This window comes from Cupriavidus sp. 05L310 (assembly GCF_056398185.1).
On the sequence record NZ_JBFTOX010000006.1, the window covers coordinates 103,705 to 122,668 of the forward strand.

Here is an 18,964-nt window from a genome sequence, read left to right on the forward strand (position 1 = left end):
AGCTTCACTCCCCCTTGATGCCGAGGTCGTGGATCAGCTTGCCGTAGCGGTCGGCATCGCGGCGCAGGATGGCGCCGAACTGCTGGGGCGTGGAGGTGGCGGTTTCCACGCCGATGGCGTTCATCTTCTCCTTCACTTCCGGCATCGACATGATCCTGTTGATCTCCTGGTTCAGACGCGTCACCAGAGCGGGCGGCATGCCAGCGGGGCCGAAGGCACCGTACCAGACGGACAGCTCATAGCCAGGCACGGTTTCCGCCACGGTCGGCACATTGGGCAGCAGCGGCGAGCGCTTGCTCTCGGTCACGGCGAGCAGGCGCAGTTTGCTGGCTTTGACGTGTGGCAGGGTTTGCGTGCCGGCGGAGAACAGCAATTGCGTCTGCCCGGCCACGGTATCGACCACGGCAGGCGCACCGCCCTTGTACGGCACGTGCAGCATCTGCACGCCGGCCATCTTCTCGAACAGTACTGCGCTCAGGTGGTTGGTGGACCCGGGGCCGGCGCTCGCGTAGGCGAGCTTGCCGGGATTGGCGCGCGCGTAAGCGATCAGCTCCTTGACGTTGTGCGCCGGCACCGATGGGTTGACCACCATGGTGTTGGTCACGTAGGCGAGCAGGCCCAGTGGCGTGAAGTCTTCCACGCCGCGAAACGGCATGTTGGGCATCAGCGCGGGGTTCATCGCGTGCGTGCTCATGGAGCCGACCAGCAGGGTGTAGCCGTCGGGCTTGGCGCGCGCGACCATGGCCGAGCCGATGTTGCCAGATGCGCCGGGCTTGTTGTCGACAATTACCGGCTGGCCGAGGGAGCGGGTCAGGTGTTCGGAGAGTACGCGTGCCAGGATGTCGGTGGAGCCGCCGGCGGCCCACGGCACGATCAGGGTGATGGGCTTTTGCGGATAGGGATCGGCCGCGCCGGCCCCGGAGGCGGCGCAGAACAGCGAGAACGTGGCAAGGCCCAGCAGGCAGCGCTTCAAAACGGTTTTCATCTCTTTCCTTCTCCGATTGCTATGCGAACCGCCTGATGCGATCCGGTTTGATTCGATTACTGCTTGCCTTGCCGGACCGCTGGTCTGCTCCGACGGCCCTCAACGCTCTCAACGCCCCACCGCATATCCCTGCATGCCCCGTGCATTGGCGCCGGCACGCAGCACCAGCCGGCCCTGCGCATCGCGCTCTCTGGTGCAGGCGGACATGCGGCCCTCCGACCATGGCTCTCCCACCTTCACCTCATGCCCGCGCGCGCGCAGCGCCGCGATGGTGTCTTCAGGCAGCCGCGATTCCACGCTGAGCCGGTTGAGGACCACCGAGCGTGGCCAGAAGGACCCGGGAAAATGATCGATATGCCAGGCGGGCGCGTCGATGGCTTCCTGCAGGTTCATGCCGTGCACGGCGTGGCGCAGGAAGAAGGCGACGGACCATTGGTCCTGCTGGTCGCCGCCGGGCGTGCCGAACACCATGTAGGGCTCGCCGTCGCGCAGTGCCAGCGAAGGCGAGAGCGTGGTGCAGGGGCGCTTGCCCGGCGCCAGCGTATTGGGCAGGCCCGGTTCGAGCCAGGTCATCTGCAGGCGGGTGTTGAGCGCGAAGCCAAGCTCGGGAATCACCGGGCTGGACGACAGCCAGCCGCCCGACGGCGTGGCGGCGACCATATTGCCGTGGCGGTCGATCACGTCGATGTGGCAGGTGTCGCCGACAAAGATCTCGCGCTCGGCCCACTCCGCTACCGGGGGCATTGCCGCGAAAGTGGGCTCGCCCACGCCGAAGCGCACATCGGCTTGCCGCAGCGTGCGTTCCGCCGCGCCGAGATCGGGCAGGCGGGGCGTGCGGCCCCCGACGATGCCGGGCAGGATGTCGGGCGAGGCGCGCTCGCCAATCTGGCGCGCGCGCGCGGCCAGGTAGGCGGGATCGAGCAGGCCGGCCAGCGGCGCGTCGCCAAAGCGGGGATCGCCGTACCACGCCAGGCGGTCGGCCATGGCCAGCTTGGCCGCCTCGGCGATGCGGTGGACGAACTCGGGCGAGGTGGGCGCGTGGGCGGCAAGGTCGGCGTGGCGCAGCATGCCGATCTGCTGCAGGAAGGCGGGGCCCTGGCTCCAGATGCCGCACTTGGCCACCGTATAGCGGCCGAAATCCAGCGTTGCGGGTGCTTCCACGGTAGGCGTCCAGTCAGCCATGTCTTCATGGCGGAGCAGGCCCTTGTGGCGCTCGCCGGTGGTGTCGCGCACGGCCTGCGTGCGACAGAAGCTGTCGATTTCCCTGGCGACGAAGCCGCGGTACCAGCAATCCAGCGCGGCGTCGATCTGCTGCTCGCGGGTGCCGCCGGCGGCCTCGGCCGTTTCCACAATGCGCGTATAGGTCCGGGCTACGCCAGGCGTCGCATGCAGGCTGCCGGGGCGCGGCACGCGGCCATCCGGCAGCCAGACGTTGGCCGAACTGTGCCACTCGTTCTGGAACAACTCGCGCACCGCCAGGATGGCTTGCGAGATGCGCGGCACCAGCGGGAAGCCGTCGCGCGCATAGGCAATGGCGGGCGCCAGCACATCCGCCAGCGTCCAGGTGCCGTAGTCGCGCAGCATGGTGAGCCATGCGCCGAAGGCGCCAGGCACGGTGGCGGGCAGCAGGCCGATGCCGGGCACCAGGTCCAGCCCCCTGGCGCGCATGGCGGCCGGGTCGGCCAGTGCCGGCGCGGGACCTTGGCCGCAGACGGAGCGCACCGCGCGTTCGCGCTCGCTCCACAGCAGGATCGGCACTTCGCCGCCCGGGCCGTTCAGGTGCGGCTCCACCACCTGCAGTACAAAGCCGCCGGCCACCGCCGCGTCGAAGGCATTGCCGCCGCGCTCGAGCACGCTCATGGCGGTTTGCGAGGCCAGCCAGTGGGTGGACGAGACCACGCCAAAGGTACCGACTATTTCCGGGCGGGTGGTGAACATGGAGGCTCCGTGGGGTCCGGGCAGGGCGGCGAAGGCAGCGCAAGCCGAAGGGGGTGGTTGCCTTGAAGTATAGGGTTATTGGATAACCGTTTGTCGCGTATTTCTTATTGTTGTATGAGAAATTGGTTATGCATAAAAATCCCCCGATCCTGCTGGAATGCAGATTCCGACGCTAAGCCGGTCCCCTCGTCCGCCAGCTGCGGCACGATCTGCCGCGCCGCCAAGTTGACCATGCCCATCTTTACTACACTCAGGACAGCGGCCCCTGTCATTCGACGCACTGCCGGAAGCCTTGTTTGGCGGGTATCCATTAGCGCTGCGCTGGTAGCCGCCGAGCAAACGCCTGGAGAAGCGCGGGTTACGATACTTCGCGCAATGCCTACGGAAGTTGATACCCGGCGGGCACGCTCCCGTGCGCACCACCAAGGAGCTTCAGGATGGCTGGGGATCTCCGTAAGCAGACCGATAACGGTGAACAAAAGCCCATTGCACTTGCATTGCAGGGTGGCGGCATGCACGGCGCGTTCACGTGGGGAGTCCTCGACCGGCTGCTCGAGGATCAGAGATTTACCATCGAAGGCGTCAGTGCAACGAGCGCGGGGGCGATGAATGCCGCCGTGCTCGCCCATGGCTTGCTGCAAGGCGGGCACGGGCAGGCGCGCCAGGCGCTCCACGATTTCTGGCTAGCGATCGCGCAATCGGCAGCGCGGTACAGCCCGGCGCGCTGGGTGCCGTGGCTGAAAGGGACACATAGCTTTGGGCTGAATCACTCGCCCTTGTACGCGATGGCGGATATCGTTCTTCGTATCCTGTCGCCATACCAGTTCAATCCCAATAACTCGAATCCGCTCCGGGACGTGCTGGAGAAGCAGGTCGATTTTGCGGCATTGCGCAAGCATTGCCCGATACAGATTTATCTGTGTGCGACCAATGTCGAGACTAGCAGGATACGCATCTTTTCAAGCGAGGACATTTGCATTGAGGGCGTGCTGGCTTCGGCCTGTCCGCCAACCCTGTTCCAGGCCGTGTCCATCGATGGCGAGTACTTTTGGGATGGCGGCTATGTGGGTAACCCGGCAATTTTCCCGCTGATCTATCACTGCAATACAAGCGATGTCGTGATTGTCCATATCAATCCGATCGTACGCCGTGGCGTGCCGACCACTGCCGCCGACATCCTCAATCGCGTCAATGAGGTAAGTTTCAACTCGTCGCTCATGCGAGAAATGCGCGCGATAGCCTTCGTGACTTCGCTCATCCAGCAAGGCAAGGTTGATCGGAGCGAAATGAAGGAAATGCTGATCCACTCCATCCGTTCCGATGAGACGATGAGCGCCCTCGGCGCGTCGAGCAAGTACAACGCCGACTGGGACTTCCTTTGCTTCCTGCGTGACAAGGGGAGGGCTGCGGCCGAGGCATGGATCACGGAAAACTACGACAATGTTGGCCAGCGCTCTAGCATTGACATCAAAAAGGAATTCCTTTGAGGATGACGGCCGGGCAACCGGGAAGCGCTATCGCTTCAGGTCGGATCGTCCAGTAGTGCCTTGGCTTGCTGCCAGTCAGCCGTGTCGAAGCCCTCACTGAAGGTTCCATGGATCGGGGCAAGGGTCTGGCGCGCGGCGCTCATCTTTCCCTGCCTTCGCCATAGCTGGGCAAGGCTCAGCGCGGCCTGCAGCTCCAGTGACCTGGAACCCTGATCGCGGGCGACGGCGATTGCCTTGTGAAAGCAGGCCTCGGCTTCGTCGTGGCCAGTGAGTGCGCGGGATTGGAGTATCAACTCTCCCTTGAGCCGATGCAGCGTCGCTTCGTCAAGCAGCTCTCCCGTGTCTTGCGTCAAGGCTAGCGCCTCGGCCAGCACGTCCAGCCCGGCCTGGAAGTCCCCGGCTCTCCCAAGCGCTTCAGCGAGCAGGGCCAGAAAGTTCGGCCTGCCCAGTGCCGCGCCAGTTGCCTCGTAAGCGGCGAGGCCCTGGTGTATTTCGGCAATCCCCTCTTCCAAACGGCCTTGTTCCGTCAGCGCCCAGCCTTGCAGAACGGTTCCCCACGCCAGATAGATGGGAAAGCCCTCCTCGCCCGAGATCGCGATCGCGGCCTCTGCGTACTCGCGGGTCAATTGCACCTCACGCCGACATTGGTGCACTTCGGCTGCGAAGACGAAGCAAAGCGCGAGGTTAAAGGCGTCGGGGCGCTTCCTGGCCAGAACCAATGCGTCCTGGCAGCGCGTGCGAGCCAGATCCGGCAGGCCCAGGTACCACAGGATCCAACCCAGCGTGCTTGTGGCATGTACGGCCGGGTCTCGCCCGTAACCCAGAAGAAAATCGTATGCCGACGGGTCCGGCCGTTGCAGTGACAGCACCTCTTCCATATGGGTGCGGGCCACGCCGGGCTGGCCCAGGCGGAACGTGGTGGCGCCGAGTACACGATGCGCCTCCGCGAGCTGCCCAGGCTTCTGCGTGTCCAGAGCCATGGCAAGCAGCCGTTCCCCAAGCGGCTGCGCAACCGTGTACTGCGCCCGCAATTGGTAGAACGCCCACAGTCCTAGCTGCGCCGAGAAGAAACTGGGCGTTTGCCCACCCTGTTCGCACAATGCCAGTGCGCGCCTGTAAGTTGCCTCCACCTCGGGAGCGGCCTGACCCCGCGTGGCTATCAAGGCCGGTCCTAGCGTTAGTAGCAGTGTGAGTTCCTCGCGTGCGCGCTCGGGCGTGTCGGGCAGCCGCTCGAGCAGTTCCACGGCCGTGCCCAGGTGACGGATTGCTTCCATCTGGGCAGAACGCTGCAGGGCCTGCTCGCCGGCGCAGTGCAGGTACTTGACTGCCTTCGGGATGTTGCCGCTGTGGCTGTAATGATGTGCCAGCTCGCTGCAGTAGTCCTTTAACCGACTCTGGAACAGTGTCTCGATGGCCTCCGCGGTGCGCTCGTGCAGCGCGCTGCGCTGCTCGGTAAGCAGCGAGTTGCCGGCAACTTCCTGGGTGAGCGCGTGCTTGAAGGCGTACTCCACCTCCGGGAATACAGGTCGTTCGTAAATGAAATCGCCCGCCTGCAGGGCGGCCAGAAGCGGGCGCAATTCGTCGTCAGCCAGCGCAGTGACATGCCGGATGAGACTCAATGGGAACTCCTTGCCGATCACGGCCAGGCTTTGCAGCAGTTCCTTCTGGACGAGGGGGAGCCGGTCGATGCGGGCGGCGAGCACGCCCTGGACGGTGGTGGGGATATGCAGCGAAGTCGGCGCTCTCTCGATGCGGTAGCAGCCAGGCTGGCCAACCAGGGCATGCTCCTCAACCAGGGTCTGGACCACTTCCTCCATAAAGAACGGGTTGCCTTCCGTCTTGTCCAGGATCAGCCGTTTCAGCGGCGCGAGAGCGCGATCCTCGCCCAGCAGCGCGGTGAGCAGCCCCTGGGCTTCGGCCGGGCCCAGCGGCTCAAGATGCAGCTGGACGCAGTAACTCCGGGAGCTCCAGTCATGGGAGTACTCCGGGCGGTAGTTGACGAGCAGGGCGATCCTCGCACCCGGCACATAGTCCAGGAGGATATTGAGGAAGGCCTCGGTTTCGCTGTCCAGCCATTGCAGGTCTTCGAACAGGAGCTCGAGAGGCTGGTTGAGGCTTTCGCGGACCAGCAGGCGTGCAACCGCTTCAAACGTGCGCTGCCGCCGGATGGCAGCGTCCATGGTCGGCAGTGCCGAGCCGGGCTCGACGGAGCCGAGCAGGTAGAGCAAATAGGGCAAATGGTCTTCCAGCGTCCTGTCGAGGGTAAGCAGTCTGCCCGTGACCTTCTCGCGGCAGCTTCGGTCGTTGTCCTGCGGGGTGATCTGAAAATAGTTCCTCAGGAGCTCGATCAGCGGGAGATAGGCGAAGGCCTTGCCGTGCGAAACCGAGAAGGTCTCCAGCACCATGCAGCCTTGCTGTGATCGTGCCTTGAACTCGTGGAACAGCCGCGATTTTCCTACCCCGGCCTCTCCCATCACCTCGGCGACCTGCCCATGCCCCGCCTTGGCCAGTTCCAGGACCTTGTGCAACGCCTCCATTTCGGCCTGGCGTCCCACAAAGCGCGCCAGGCCGCGATGCGCCGCCACTTGCAGGCGAGTGCGCAATGCGCCGAGGCCCAGCACCTCATACACCGCAAGCGGATCCCGGACGCCTTTTACGTGGGTCGTCCCCAGCGGCTTGAATTCGAAATACCCTTCGGCGAGCCTATGGGTCGACTCGCTGACAAGGATGGACGCCGGTGTGGCAACGCCTTCCATGCGCGAGGCGATGTGGATTGTGTGCCCCACGGGATCGTAGTCCGTGTGCAGATCGTCCTTGCGGATCGAGCGCACCAACACCTCACCCGTGTGGATTCCGACGCGGATCTGAAGCGGTATGCCCTGATCCAGACGCACCCGGTCACTGTGGCGACGCATTGCCTCCTGCATGCGCAGCGCCGCATACAAAGCCCGCAGGGCATGATCCTCATGGGCAATGGGAGCGCCGAACAGAGCGAGAATGCCGTCTCCCAGGAACTTGGCTACGTAGCCCTCATAGTGGTGCACGGCATCCATCATCAGCGTCACCACGGGGTCGATCAGGTGACGCGCCTCTTCCGGGTCCAGGTCCTGGATCAACGCCGTCGAACCAGCCATATCGGCGAACAGCGCCGTGATGGTCTTGCGCTCGCCGGCCGTTCCGCCCCTGGCTTCCATGGCTGCCTGCTCCGCCCGGATGCGCTCGGCCAGATGGGGCGGCGTGTAGTGGACAGGGGCCGAAGCGGCCGTCGCAGGTCCTGGAAGCGATGCTGACGGGGCGTCATCCAGGGGCGAGCCACATCCGCGGCAGAACTTCGCCGCAGGGCCGGACTCCTCGCCACAGCGCGGGCAGATCCGCGCAAGCCTGGCCCCGCACTGCTCGCAGAAGTTGGCCTGCGCGAGGTTCGCGAACCCGCAATTTGTGCAGCGCATCACCCCTCCTGACTGCCATCGCCTGCCTCGGATCATTAGACGCGCCATTGGCCGCCTTAGCAAGTTCAGGGCGCGTCGTGGCGGCGCTAGTAGAATCAACGTCTTGCTAGACGATCAGGTCCAGGACTCCAATTGCCGTCCCCAGTCGACAAACTTCAGCACAACCTCATCTCCCGCCTGCGCCTCAAGCATCTGGCGCTGCTGCTGGCGCTGGACCGTCAGCGCTCGGTGTCGCGCGTCGCGGCCGAGATGGACCTGACCCAGCCCGCCGTGACCAAGGCGCTGCGGGAGATCGAGGAGATCTTCATGGTGCCGCTGTTCGCGCGCTCGCGGCGCGGGCTGGAGCCTACCGGGACCGGCGCGGCCGTGCTGGCGCATGCGCGGCTGGCGATGGCGGATACGGAGGCGCTCGGGCGGGAACTGGCGGTGATCGGCGCCGGCCTGCACGGGCGGCTGCGCATCGGCGTGATTCCGTATGTGGCGCCTGTGGTACTGGATGCAGCCTGCTCGCACGGCTTGCAACAGCAGCCGCGCGTGGCGGTGCTGGTGCGCGAGGGCACCACGGACGAACTGGTGGCGGCGCTGCGCGCGCACGAACTGGATTGCGTGATCGCGCGGTCCTTCTACGCGCCGGGCGACGACATCGTGCAGACGCCGCTTTACCGCGAGGAACCCGCGCTGGTGGTGCCAGTGGCCGCCGCGGCGCGGCTGGCGCGCGGCAAGCTGGACTGGCCGCGCCTGGCCGCGCTGGACTGGATTTTGCCGCCCTCGCATACGCCGATCCGGCGCACCATCAATACGTTGTTCGCTACCGCCGGCGCAGTGCCACCGACGCCGATGGTGGAGACGTATTCGATCAAGACCATCGCCACACTGATGCGCAACCAGCCGCGCGCCATCACCATCGTGCCGCGCGCGGTGGCTGCCGAACTGGCTGCCAGCGGCAGCGCCGCGGTCTTGCCGCATACGTTGACGTGGGACCTGCCGGCGGTGGGGGCAATGTGGCTGCGCCGTACGGAGCACAGCGAGCCGCTGCTGACGCTGGTGCACGCGTTGCAGCAGGCGGTGGGGGTGAAGGGATGAGGCCGGACCTGAAACGCAAGCGGCCGGCTGCGCCCTTCTAAGAGCGCAACCGGCACAGCCAGGCGGGTTGCGGGCCGTTGCGGCCTTCTTATTCGATGATCTCGAACTCCCCGAAGTACTCCTCGTTGAGCGTCAGCCCCAGCCCCGGCAGATTGTCGTCAAGCTGCAGGTACCCCTTGTCCGGCGCCGGGTCGCCCTTGAAGATGTAGTAGAACAGCTCGTTGCCCACCTCCACGTCGTGCACCGGGAAGTACTCGGACATCGGCGATGCGGTCGAGGCCATGGTGAGGTGGTAGTTGTGCATCTGGCCCGCATGCGGGATCACGGGCACCGACCAGGCTTCCGCCATGGCATTGATCTTCTGCGCGGCGGTGATGCCGCCCACGCGGTTGGTGTCGTACTGGATCACGTCCACCGCGCGGCGTTCCAGCAGGTCCTTGAAACCGTAGGAGGTGAATTCGTGCTCGCCGCCGGAGATGGGGAACGGGCTCATCTTCTTCAGCTCGGCATAGCCTTCGATGTCGTCGGCGATCACCGGTTCTTCCAGCCAGCGCGGATTGAATTCGGCCAGGCGCGGCAGCATGCGGCGCGCGTATTCGAGCGTCCAGCCCATATAGCATTCCAGCATGATGTCGACGCTGTCGCCCACCAGTTCGCGCAGCAGGCGCACCTGCTCGATGTTCTTCCGCATGCCGGCGGGGCCGTCCTTGGGACCGTAGCCGAAGCGCATCTTCATCGCGGTGAAGCCCTGGTCGAGATAGCTCTGCGCCTCGGCCAGGAAGGCGTCGCGGTCATCGTTGTTGTAGAGCTTGGAGGCGTAGCACCAGATCTTTTCCTTGGTGCGCCCGCCCAGCAGCTTGAACACCGGCTTGCCCACCGCCTTGCCCATCAGGTCCCACAGCGCGATGTCTACCGCCGAAATTGCTGCCATGCCGATGCCCTTGCGGCCCCAGGCGTGGGTGCGGCGGTACATCTTCTGCCACAGGTACTCGTTGTCGAACGGGTCCTGGCCGATCACGATCGGGGCCAGGTACTGGTCGACGATTTCCTTGGCCACGCGCGGTGCGAGCGCGCAGTTGCCGATGCCGACCAGGCCGGTATCGGTTTCCACTTCCACCACCAGCCAGCCGTGGAAGCGGAACGAGCCCATGGCGTCGCCACGCTCGAACAGGATGTCGGTGGCATTGGTGCAGAAGTGCGCTTGCGGGGGCACGGTCTTGCCCTTCCATTCAAAGACGCGGGCGCGGACGTTGGTGATTTTCAAGATAGTCTCCGTTGGATAGTGGCCGGTGGCGGGCGGCAGGTTCAGGGGGCTGCGCGCTGGCTGCCCATCTGGCAGGCGATGCGGAAGGCTTGCAGCGTGGCGCCGAGGTCGGCGCGGCCTTGCTGCGTGATGTCGAAAGCGGTGCCGTGGGCCGGCGTGGTGATCGGCACGGGCAGGCCGCCCTGCACGGTGACGCCGCGCGAGAAGCCCATCAGCTTGATGCCGATCTGGCCCTGGTCGTGATACATCGTGACGATGGCATCGAACTGCCTTTGCTCCGGGCTGCCCTGCACCTTGAGGAAGATGGTGTCGGCGGGGAAGGGGCCATCCGCCGCCACGCCGCGTGCCCGCGCATCGGCGACCGCCGGTGCGATGAAGTCGATCTCCTCGCGGCCGAAGGCGCCGTTGTCGCCGTTGTGCGGGTTGAGGCCGCACACGGCAATGCGCGGGCGAGCCATGCCGGCCCTGCGCAGGGCCTGGTCGATCAGGTCGATGGCGGCGCCCACGCTGTCGCGGTTGATCATGGCGGGCACGTCCTTGAGCGCAACGTGGGACGTCACGCGGGAGGTCCACAGGCCGTCGAGCACATTGAACTCGCAGAAAGCGCCGTCGTAGCCGAGCTTCTCGGCGAACCAGTGCAGCTCATCGTTGTGCCCCATGCCGGCGGCGTGCAGCGAGCTTTTGTTGAGCGGGCCGAACAGGATGGCGTCGGCCTTGCCAGCCTGCGCCAGCTCCAGCGCCACGGCCAGGGTGCCGAGGCTGTAGCGGCCGCCTTCCGCGCTGGCCACGCCGCGCCGGTAGGCGGGTTTGCCGTCGAGCTGCCAGTGGAACAGGCGCGGGGCGCTGGCGCTATCGCCGCCAGCGAACGCGAGCGAATCGGTTTCGCGCAGCGCGATATCCACGCCGGCCACCTGCATGCCGTGGCGCCATTCGTCGCGGTCGGCAATCAGCAGGATGTCGGCCTGCGCCGCGGTGGCAGGGTCGGCCAGCAGCCTGGCGATCAGCTCGGGGCCGATGCCGGCGGGGTCGCCGAGCACCATGGCGATTCGGGGTCGTTGGGTCATGGGAGTCTTGAGGGAAAGGGGTTCAGTCCAGCTTGACGCCGAGTTCGGCGATCAGCTTGCCGTAGCGCGCATATTCGGCGCGCGAGAAGGCATCGAACTGGGTGGCGGTGAGCGTGCCCGGCAACGCGCCCACATCATTGAGACGGCGCACGGTGTCGGGATCCTTGAGTATGGTGGCCAGCGCCGCGCTCAGCTTCTGCAGCGTGGCGGGCGGCGTGCCGGCCGGGGCGTAGACGCCGTACCAGGCATTCATCTGGATGCCGGGCACGCCGGCTTCGGCCAGCGTGGGTACGTTAGGCAGCAGCGCCGAGCGCTGGTCGGCGGTGACCGCCAGCGCGCGCAGCTTGCCGGCCTTGATGTGGTTGATGACGGAGGGCATGGTCTCGAAGCTCATGTCGACCTGGCCGCCCATCAGGTCCACCAGCGCGCTGCTGCTGCTCTTGTATGGCACGTGCAGCAGCTTGCCGTGGATCTGGCGGGCAAACGCCGCACCGGCCAGGTGCTGGGTGCTGCCGACGCCGGAGGAGCTGTAGCGGAATTTGTCGGGGTTGGCCTGGATCTGCGCCACCAGCGCTTTTACGTCTTGCGCCGGCACCTGGTTGTTGACCACCAGCACATTGGGCACCGACGACACCAGGGCCACCGGCGCCAGGTCCTTGAGCGGGTTGAACTGCAGCTTGAGCAGGTGGGGCGCGATGGCCTGGGAGGTGACCACGCCCATCAGCAGCGTGTTGCCATCCGGCGCTGCCTTGGCGGTGATGTCGGCGGCGATGGTGTTGGAGGCGCCAGGCCGGTTGTCCACCACGACCGGCTGCTTGAGGATGGCGGCCAGCTTGTCGGAGACGATGCGCGCCATCACGTCGGTGCCGCCGCCCGGCGCCGCGCCTACCATCATCCGTACAGGGCGGGTGTCCTGCGCGTGGACGCCGGTTGCCATGGCGGTTGCCAGTCCAATCACGCCGGCAAAGGCGCCGGTCATCCATCGTTTCATTGTTGTCTCCATGTCTTGTTATGGGCCTGCGCCGGAGCGCGGATGGGGCAACTATAAGGATGGGAGCGATGCGTGACTACTGACGTTTATTGAATGGGTGATTACTTTAAGGAATACCTCGCAACGGATGCCAGGCGCCGCTCAGACTTCCGCCTGCCCGGCGCGGAGCAGCTTGATCAACTGGCCCGCGGCGGCGGAAAGCGTGCCCCCGCGCCGGGTCACGACCCCAAAGGTCTGCTGCCGGGACCGCATCGTCACCGGCAGGATGCGAAGCATCTTTTGCCGGGCGAACAGTTCGGCCACGCTGGTCGGCAGCAGCGAGACCAGTTTCGCGCTGCGCTGCAGCAAGGCCACGGTGACGAAGCTGGAGGAGGTGGTGATCGCATTCGCCGGCATGCCCACGCCGACCATGTCCAACTCGCGCTGCAACAACTCGTGCATCGGCATCTGGCCGGGATAGACGATCCACCGGTAGCCGGCCAGGTCGGCAAAGGTGAGCGTCCTGGCGCGCGGCGCGGCATGGCTGTAGCCCACCACTGCCGAGATCGGTTCGTCGCCAATCGCCTGGTAGTGGTACCTGGCGGGCTGGTCGCTTACCAGCGCGCGCCCGATGACGAGGTCCAGGCGCCCGTCGTCCAGCAGCGTGAGCATGCGCAGGCTGGTGTCTTCGACGATTTCGATGGACAGGTTCGGTTGTTCGTCCTGCATGGTCTCCAGCGCCGGCACCAGCACATCCGGGACCGCGCCCATGATGGCGCCGACGGCCAGGTGGCCGCCCTTGCCGGAACGGATCTCGGCCATGTCCTGGCATAAGGCGGTGAGATCCGTCGCCAGCAGCCGCGCATAGCGGATCACGCAGTGGCCGAACTGGTTTGGCCGCATGCCGGTCTTGGAGCGCTCGAACAGCGGCGCGTCCAGCATGCCTTCCAGCTCCTGCAAGGCCTTGCTGGCCGCCGACTGCGTCATGGCCATGGCCGACGCAGCCTGGTGCAGGGATTTGTGGTCGTCCAGCGCAATCAGCAATTGCAGTTGCTTCATGCGCAGGCGGGACATCAGAACGTCAAGCGTGGCCTTCATGGGAACCCGGGGCGAAAGCTACGTGAGTCGCAAAAGCGATCACGAGATGGAAAGGTTTCAATATACATCGCGGCCTGGCGCACCGTATATTGCATCCCTGTCACAAGCCCCCTCGACGTGGGGCTCCGGCCGGACCCGGCGCCGCCGGCAAGAACAAGGAGGAGAGACCATGAACATGCCCAAAGCCAATGCCGTCTACCGTGGTGTATTCCCGGTGGCACCCACCATCTTCGACGAACAAGGTGGCCTTGACCTCGACGGCCAGCGCCGCTGCATCGATTTCATGATCGACGCCGGCTCCGACGGCATCTGCATCCTGGCGAATTTCTCCGAGCAGTTCGTGCTGACCGATGACGAGCGCAGCCTGCTGATGACGACCGTGCTGGATCACGTGGCCGGCCGCGTCCCGGTGATCGTCACTACCACGCACTTCAGCTCGCGCATCTGCGCCGCGCGCAGCCGCGCCGCGCAGGACGCGGGCGCCGCCATGGTGATGGTGATGCCGCCGTATCACGGCGCCACCATCCGCGTGCCGGAGCGCGCCATCCACGAATTCTTCACCACGGTGTCCGGCGCGATCGATATTCCCATCATGATCCAGGATGCGCCCGTGAGCGGCACCACGCTGTCGGCCGCGTTCCTGGCGCGCATGGCGAAGGAGATCGCCAACGTCTCGTACTTCAAGATCGAAGTGCCGCAGTCCGCTGCCAAGCTGCGCGAACTGATCGAGCTCGGCGGCGATGCCATCGTGGGCCCGTGGGATGGCGAAGAGGCCATCACGCTGATGGCCGACCTCGATGCGGGCGCCACCGGCGCGATGACCGGCGCGGGTTTCCCCGATGGCATCCGCAAGATCGTGGATGCCTACCAGGCCGGCGACTCGGAGCTCGCCGCGCAGCACTACCAGCAATGGCTGCCGCTGATCAACTACGAGAACCGGCAAGGCTGGCTGGCGACGGCCAAGGTGCTGATGAAGGAGGGTGGCGTGATTGCTTCCGACGCCGTGCGCCACCCCTTGCAGCCGATGCACCCGGCCACGCGCGCCGGTTTGCTGAAGATCGCGCGCAGGCTCGATCCGGTGGTGCTGCGCTGGGGCAGGTGAGCGGCTGGCAAGCATTGGACAACTGGCGGCGCTGCTAACGCGCCGCCTTTTCATTTCAAGGACAGAGCATGAATATCTCAGGCGAATTGCTGATCGGGCGCCAGTCTGTGCGCGGCACTCACGGCGAGATCCGGGCTGTCGATCCGGCGACAGGGGAAACGCTGGGGCCGGCCTTCGGCGGCGCCACGCCGCAGCAACTGGAGCAGGCTTGCGCGCTGGCCGCGCAGGCCTTCGATGTCTACCGCGAAACCTCGCTCGAACAACGCGCCGCGTTCCTGGAGAAGATTGCCGCCAACATCCTTGATCTTGGCGACGCGCTGATCGAGCGTTGCGTCAGCGAGAGTGGCCTGCCGCGTGCCCGGATAGAAGGCGAGCGCGGGCGCACCGTGGGCCAGCTCCGCTTGTTTGCCGCTGTGGTGCGGCAGGGGGATTTCCTCGACCTGCGCATCGATCCCGCGCAGCCGGAGCGCAAGCCGCTGCCGCGTGTGGACCTGCGCCTGCGCAATATCGCGCTGGGGCCGGTGGCCGTGTTCGGCGCCAGCAATTTCCCGCTGGCGTTCTCGGTGGCCGGTGGCGATACCGCATCGGCGCTGGCAGCCGGCTGCCCGGTTATCGTCAAGGCGCATCCGGCCCATCCCGGCACATCGGAGCTGGTTGGCCGCGCAATCCGGAAGGCCGTGGACGAGTCGGGTTTGCCCGAGGGAACGTTCTCCCTGCTGTTCGATTCCGGCCTGCGGATCGGCCAGGGGCTGGTGAGCGATCATCGTATCAAGGCGGTCGGCTTCACCGGCTCGCGCGCCGGTGGCACCGCGTTGATGCAACTGGCCGCGGCCCGCGCCGAGCCGATCCCGGTCTACGCGGAAATGAGCAGTATCAACCCGGTGCTGTTGTTCCCGCACGCGCTGGGCAGCCGTGCCGACGCCATCGGCAAGGCCTTCGCCGCCTCGCTGATGCTCGGCGCGGGCCAGTTCTGCACCAATCCGGGCCTGGTGCTGGCGGTGGAGGGGCCGGATCTCGATCGTTTCCTGGCGGCGGCCGAAGCGGCGATCGCGCAAGCCCCGGCGTCGACCATGCTGACTCCGGGCATCCACCGGGCATACGGCGCCGGCGTCGAAGGCCTTGGTTGCCATCCGCAGGTCAGCACCATTGCGCGTGGCCAGGCCGGCGCGCAATACCAGGGGCGGGCGGCGCTGTTCTCGACCACCGCCGAGGCCTTCCTCGCGCACGAAGCACTGCGCGCGGAAATCTTCGGCGCGGCGTCGCTAGTGGTGCGGTGCCCCGACCTGGCCGCCATGCAGCGTGTGGTGGAAGCCCTGGAGGGGCAACTGACCGCGGCCATCCATATCGATGAGGCCGACTACGATGCCGCGCGCGGCTTCCTGCCCGCGCTGGAGCGCCGCGTTGGCCGGATCCTCGTCAATGGCTTTGGCACGGGGGTGGAGGTGAGTCATGCGATGGTGCATGGCGGACCGTATCCTTCCACCTCGGACGGCCGCTCCACGTCGGTCGGGAGCCTGGCCATCGCGCGCTTCCTCCGGCCCGTGTGCTACCAGGACATGCCGGCCGCCCTGCTGCCGCAGGCGCTGCGCACCGGTAATCCGCTCGGGCTTGCGGTGCGGGTGGATGGGGAGGCACAGGCCGGGCGACAAGCGCCATAGCCAGCTTGGTTCCAGGCGCGCAAGCGTAAGCGTGGCGCGGGTCTCAGCCTGCGCCGCGGCCTCCCCGCGAGGCGCTACTTCACGAAACCAAGCACCTCGCGGAAGCGTTCGTGCCGGCTCGTCCGCATCCATTCGAAGGCAATCATCTCGACCGTGGCGGCGGTGGCCCCGTCCCTGCGCATCCTGTCGATGGCCGCGTCGCGGCTGGAGGCCTTGCGCGAGCCAATGGCATCCAGCACGACGGTCACGCTCAGTCCGTGGCCGAGCAGCCCGGTGACCGTCTGGAAAACGCAGACGTGGGCTTCGCAGCCGGCTACCACCACGCTCTTCCTCCCGGCAGGGAGTGCGTCGAGCAAGCCGTCCCGGCAGCCATCGAAGTGGTCCTTGGCCACGGTCTGATCGCATAGTCGCCTGATCTCGTCGAGATTCCCGCCCAGGCTGCCGGGGCTTTGCTCGGTGCCGATCACCGGCACGCCCAGTACCCGCGCGATATTGGCCAGGCGCACGGCTTCCGTTACGACGCGATCGCTTTCATGGATCGCGGGCATCAGGCGGGCCTGGAGATCCACCAGCACCAGAACAGATTCAGCGGCGTTGTGCAGCATGCGCATTCCCTTTGTGAGTTGGTGTGGCAAGCGCTTCCCCTTCCTGCATGCGAGGCCTGGATGGAACCGCAGCAGGTTCAGGGCGCATCATCGCGCCTGGACGGGACTTCCGGCAAACCGATCACGACCGGCGCGCCGGGCATTGTGCAGCCTTGCGATCTTGTGCATGTCGTAGTCGTACGTCAGCCCTGCCGCGTTGATGCCGGGCCGCAGTGCCGGCTCGTCGACCACGCTTTCAACCAGTTGGCCGTCAACGAGCATCTTCAAGTGGTACTGACGCAGCGACGCTTCGTAGCCTTGTGCGGACACTATTATGGTGGGTTTCTGGCAATCCACCCAAGATAAGCAGCTCTTTGGGGCTGCATAATTTGGGTGGATTGGGTGTTTCCCTGGTGTCCCATGCCCAGGGCGGCGGCGACCCGCACGCGGCGATTGCGCGTAGACCCGCGTTACGGCAGCTTGGCACGCAATCGATCCCACCATGTGGGGGGCAATTCCACATACTCACTTGGAGATGCCCCTAAGTTGTAGGTTACTCTGTCATCACCCCAAACGATCCCGGGGTCTAGGTCGTTGTAAGTGCGCTCTGCCAGTAGCTGCTCGGTTTCAGCGTCATAAAGGCGGAAGCGCATTCCATATTGGCTATTCAAGAAGCATATTTCTCCACTATAAAGACTACCTTCCTTTATACGCTCACATTCGTGCGCCGTTCCCCGTAGCGCCACACCCCATAGATACGGCACCAAGACCAGCGCAAGCAGTGCGGTACCTGCTAACCAATATTTCCGCTTGCCCCCCTTCATTTGCTTCATTGATCAAATTCCAGGACCTTCGGGGGGTACAGTGGTACCCTGTATAAATTTGAGTACAACACCAAATCCCCGCCTTGTTTGTGCCGCAATTGCAAATCCCGATAATCTCTATTTCTTATCGGATAATAGACAGTGTTTTTGGAAACAACGCCGGCGCGCGCAACTGTATAATTTAGCCAATCCGCCGTTGTTACCTCCCCAATTACAGTCGAGGCGAGAACAATAATAAAACCGGTCTTGTTCCAATGGCAAAAATATTGAGTTCCATTTTGGATAATTATTGGTTTTTTGTCGGTTCTGTCGTGAAAGGTAAATACGTCGCGCATATAAATGTACACTTCGGTGACCGTCAGGCGGGTGCGCGTGTGTGCTATGCGATGATAAAAAAATCCACCAAGTGCGGCATAAAACGAAAAGGCACCAAGGGAACCATAGAGATCGTCCATCCAAAGCCCATTTGGGTGCGCTACGCCTTTAGGCCACATCAGGAATTTTGATATATTATCGCTATCAACGGAGTTTTTCTGATACTGATACTCTTGATGCCACTGCTGTATGTCTTCTCTGGATTTATTCCATGTATCCACATGGTATGGTGAAGGATCACGGCGGGAGCACATCAATTTTAAAATGTTATGCGCATCTAAATTAAATGGCTTTTCGTTTATAAGTTAATCGAATTTTTCCTTGGCGCGTGGATATTTAAATATCCAAGCCAACTTAAACATGGTTGTATCAACCATACTCGATGGGAACGGCTTGCAGTCTTGATTGATGCCTCTAATTGCCCCCTTGTCGGTGTTGGCATAGTTCAAATCACCGGCCAACCACTTGCGCATGACCTTAGCCGACATGGGCCATTCGATGCGCTCCATAGCGCCCGGTATATCTTGCAAGTCAAACAGTTTAACGCGTGGCTTTTTTACCGCTGGCGCAGCGGGTGCGGGGGCTGGTTTCGGTGGTGGTGGCGTATTCAGTCATTCGTGAAAGTCTAGAAAGCCTTCGATCAAGCTTTTCGGCGGGCGCCTGGGCTTTGGCGGCTTTTTTGGCGGAGGGGGCGGCGGTGGTTGATTTCGCAGCGGCGACGCGGTTCGATCCGTCGAAAGTGCGAATTCTTCTGCGTCTAAGACTGTGCAGGTCTTGCTGCCAAGATTCCACAGCGGACGAATGGTGCTTTTTCTAAGAACGGAAATTGCTTTTCTGATGTATCCATAAAGACGAACTCCATCGACTAGCCTTCGCTTATAGCAGAGACGTCTGTGGAACAAAATCAGAAAATCCTATTTTGAAGGCAAAGAATGTAAATTCTTGCAAACAGGGGCGGCGCGTTGAATGAAGCGCGCCCGCGCTGGCTACGCGCAATAGGGCAGGCGCCCGCCGCATCATCGCTTCCGACTGCGGCTGTTGTGGTTTTGCCGGAACAGAGGCACTCACGGCTTATACCCCGTG

At 64.3% G+C, this 18,964-nt stretch carries 14 protein-coding genes and 1 pseudogene; 4 read left to right on the plus strand and 11 right to left on the minus strand.

Features of this window, described 5'->3' with window-relative positions:
• Positions 1-4: 4 nt before the first annotated feature.
• Positions 5-985, minus strand: coding sequence for a Bug family tripartite tricarboxylate transporter substrate binding protein (locus tag AC1DS6_RS05630; protein WP_447431782.1), 981 nt, complete (start codon positions 983-985; stop codon positions 5-7).
• Positions 986-1,093: 108 nt separating this feature from the next.
• Positions 1,094-2,923, minus strand: a complete 1,830-nt coding sequence (locus tag AC1DS6_RS05635; protein WP_441625143.1) for a gamma-glutamyltransferase family protein — start codon at positions 2,921-2,923, stop codon at positions 1,094-1,096.
• A gap of 437 nt (positions 2,924-3,360) precedes the next feature.
• On the opposite strand from AC1DS6_RS05635, the gene AC1DS6_RS05640 reads away from it, so the two are divergent.
• Positions 3,361-4,410: a patatin-like phospholipase family protein gene (locus AC1DS6_RS05640; protein ID WP_441625145.1), complete on the plus strand. Its 1,050-nt coding sequence runs from the start codon at positions 3,361-3,363 to the stop codon at positions 4,408-4,410.
• A 35-nt stretch (positions 4,411-4,445) separates the two neighbouring features.
• Here AC1DS6_RS05640 and AC1DS6_RS05645 read toward each other — a convergent pair whose 3' ends face one another.
• Complete coding sequence (locus AC1DS6_RS05645) at positions 4,446-7,859, minus strand: adenylate/guanylate cyclase domain-containing protein (protein WP_477102248.1); 3,414 nt, start codon at positions 7,857-7,859, stop codon at positions 4,446-4,448.
• Between the two features lie 132 nt (positions 7,860-7,991).
• Here AC1DS6_RS05645 and AC1DS6_RS05650 point away from each other — a divergent pair, with 132 nt between their 5' ends.
• Positions 7,992-8,942 carry a LysR family transcriptional regulator gene (locus AC1DS6_RS05650; protein ID WP_441625149.1) on the plus strand — a complete coding sequence of 317 codons (951 nt, stop codon included), beginning with the start codon at positions 7,992-7,994 and terminating at the stop codon, positions 8,940-8,942.
• 88 nt (positions 8,943-9,030) lie between these two features.
• Here the strand turns inward: AC1DS6_RS05650 and AC1DS6_RS05655 are convergent, their stop codons facing one another.
• From AC1DS6_RS05655 to AC1DS6_RS05670, 4 genes are all read right to left on the minus strand, one after another.
• A complete protein-coding gene (locus tag AC1DS6_RS05655; protein WP_441625151.1) occupies positions 9,031-10,206 on the minus strand; it encodes an L-rhamnonate dehydratase in 1,176 nt (391 codons plus the stop codon).
• Positions 10,207-10,247: 41 nt separating this feature from the next.
• Positions 10,248-11,270 (minus strand): 4-hydroxythreonine-4-phosphate dehydrogenase PdxA, encoded by a 1,023-nt coding sequence (locus AC1DS6_RS05660; RefSeq protein ID WP_441625153.1) that lies wholly within the window; start codon positions 11,268-11,270, stop codon positions 10,248-10,250.
• Positions 11,271-11,292: 22 nt separating this feature from the next.
• On the minus strand, positions 11,293-12,261 hold the full coding sequence (locus AC1DS6_RS05665; protein WP_441625155.1) for a Bug family tripartite tricarboxylate transporter substrate binding protein: 969 nt from the start codon (positions 12,259-12,261) through the stop codon (positions 11,293-11,295).
• 141 nt (positions 12,262-12,402) lie between these two features.
• Positions 12,403-13,338: a LysR family transcriptional regulator gene (locus AC1DS6_RS05670; protein WP_441625157.1), complete on the minus strand. Its 936-nt coding sequence runs from the start codon at positions 13,336-13,338 to the stop codon at positions 12,403-12,405.
• Positions 13,339-13,507: 169 nt separating this feature from the next.
• On the opposite strand from AC1DS6_RS05670, the gene AC1DS6_RS05675 reads away from it, so the two are divergent.
• Together AC1DS6_RS05675 and AC1DS6_RS05680 are read left to right on the plus strand one after the other, a co-directional pair.
• Entirely contained in the window at positions 13,508-14,440 is a 933-nt protein-coding gene (locus tag AC1DS6_RS05675; protein ID WP_441625159.1) for a dihydrodipicolinate synthase family protein, read from the plus strand.
• A gap of 68 nt (positions 14,441-14,508) precedes the next feature.
• Entirely contained in the window at positions 14,509-16,098 is a 1,590-nt protein-coding gene (locus AC1DS6_RS05680; protein WP_441625161.1) for an aldehyde dehydrogenase (NADP(+)), read from the plus strand.
• A 74-nt stretch (positions 16,099-16,172) separates the two neighbouring features.
• Here the strand turns inward: AC1DS6_RS05680 and AC1DS6_RS05685 are convergent, their stop codons facing one another.
• The 4 genes and pseudogenes from AC1DS6_RS05685 to AC1DS6_RS05700 form a co-directional block, all read right to left on the minus strand.
• The gene (locus AC1DS6_RS05685; protein ID WP_441625163.1) at positions 16,173-16,703 is read right to left on the minus strand and encodes an isochorismatase family protein; all 531 of its coding nucleotides are present in this window, start codon (positions 16,701-16,703) and stop codon (positions 16,173-16,175) included.
• 87 nt (positions 16,704-16,790) lie between these two features.
• Complete coding sequence (locus AC1DS6_RS05690) at positions 16,791-17,012, minus strand: hypothetical protein (RefSeq protein ID WP_441625165.1); 222 nt, start codon at positions 17,010-17,012, stop codon at positions 16,791-16,793.
• Positions 17,013-17,152: 140 nt separating this feature from the next.
• A complete protein-coding gene (locus AC1DS6_RS05695) occupies positions 17,153-17,515 on the minus strand; it encodes a hypothetical protein (protein ID WP_477102249.1) in 363 nt (120 codons plus the stop codon).
• A pseudogene (locus AC1DS6_RS05700) lies at positions 17,512-18,411 on the minus strand (DUF6402 family protein). Before AC1DS6_RS05700 ends, AC1DS6_RS05695 begins: the two are co-directional and overlap by 4 nt.
• Between the last annotated feature and the right edge of the window lie 553 nt (positions 18,412-18,964).

What these genes read in the sequence shown, in the direction of transcription:
- AC1DS6_RS05640 (WP_441625145.1), top strand. Translation starts at nt 3,361, where the DNA reads ATGGCTGGGGATCTCCGTAAGCAGACCGATAACGGTGAACAAAAGCCC.
- AC1DS6_RS05680 (WP_441625161.1), top strand. Translation starts at nt 14,509, where the DNA reads ATGAATATCTCAGGCGAATTGCTGATCGGGCGCCAGTCTGTGCGCGGC.
- AC1DS6_RS05675 (WP_441625159.1), top strand. Translation starts at nt 13,508, where the DNA reads ATGAACATGCCCAAAGCCAATGCCGTCTACCGTGGTGTATTCCCGGTG.
- AC1DS6_RS05695 (WP_477102249.1), bottom strand. Translation starts at nt 17,515, where the DNA reads ATGAAGCAAATGAAGGGGGGCAAGCGGAAATATTGGTTAGCAGGTACC.
- AC1DS6_RS05660 (WP_441625153.1), bottom strand. Translation starts at nt 11,270, where the DNA reads ATGACCCAACGACCCCGAATCGCCATGGTGCTCGGCGACCCCGCCGGC.
- AC1DS6_RS05645 (WP_477102248.1), bottom strand. Translation starts at nt 7,859, where the DNA reads ATGCGCTGCACAAATTGCGGGTTCGCGAACCTCGCGCAGGCCAACTTC.
- AC1DS6_RS05635 (WP_441625143.1), bottom strand. Translation starts at nt 2,923, where the DNA reads ATGTTCACCACCCGCCCGGAAATAGTCGGTACCTTTGGCGTGGTCTCG.
- AC1DS6_RS05670 (WP_441625157.1), bottom strand. Translation starts at nt 13,338, where the DNA reads ATGAAGGCCACGCTTGACGTTCTGATGTCCCGCCTGCGCATGAAGCAA.
- AC1DS6_RS05665 (WP_441625155.1), bottom strand. Translation starts at nt 12,261, where the DNA reads ATGAAACGATGGATGACCGGCGCCTTTGCCGGCGTGATTGGACTGGCA.
- AC1DS6_RS05685 (WP_441625163.1), bottom strand. Translation starts at nt 16,703, where the DNA reads ATGCTGCACAACGCCGCTGAATCTGTTCTGGTGCTGGTGGATCTCCAG.
- AC1DS6_RS05630 (WP_447431782.1), bottom strand. Translation starts at nt 985, where the DNA reads ATGAAAACCGTTTTGAAGCGCTGCCTGCTGGGCCTTGCCACGTTCTCG.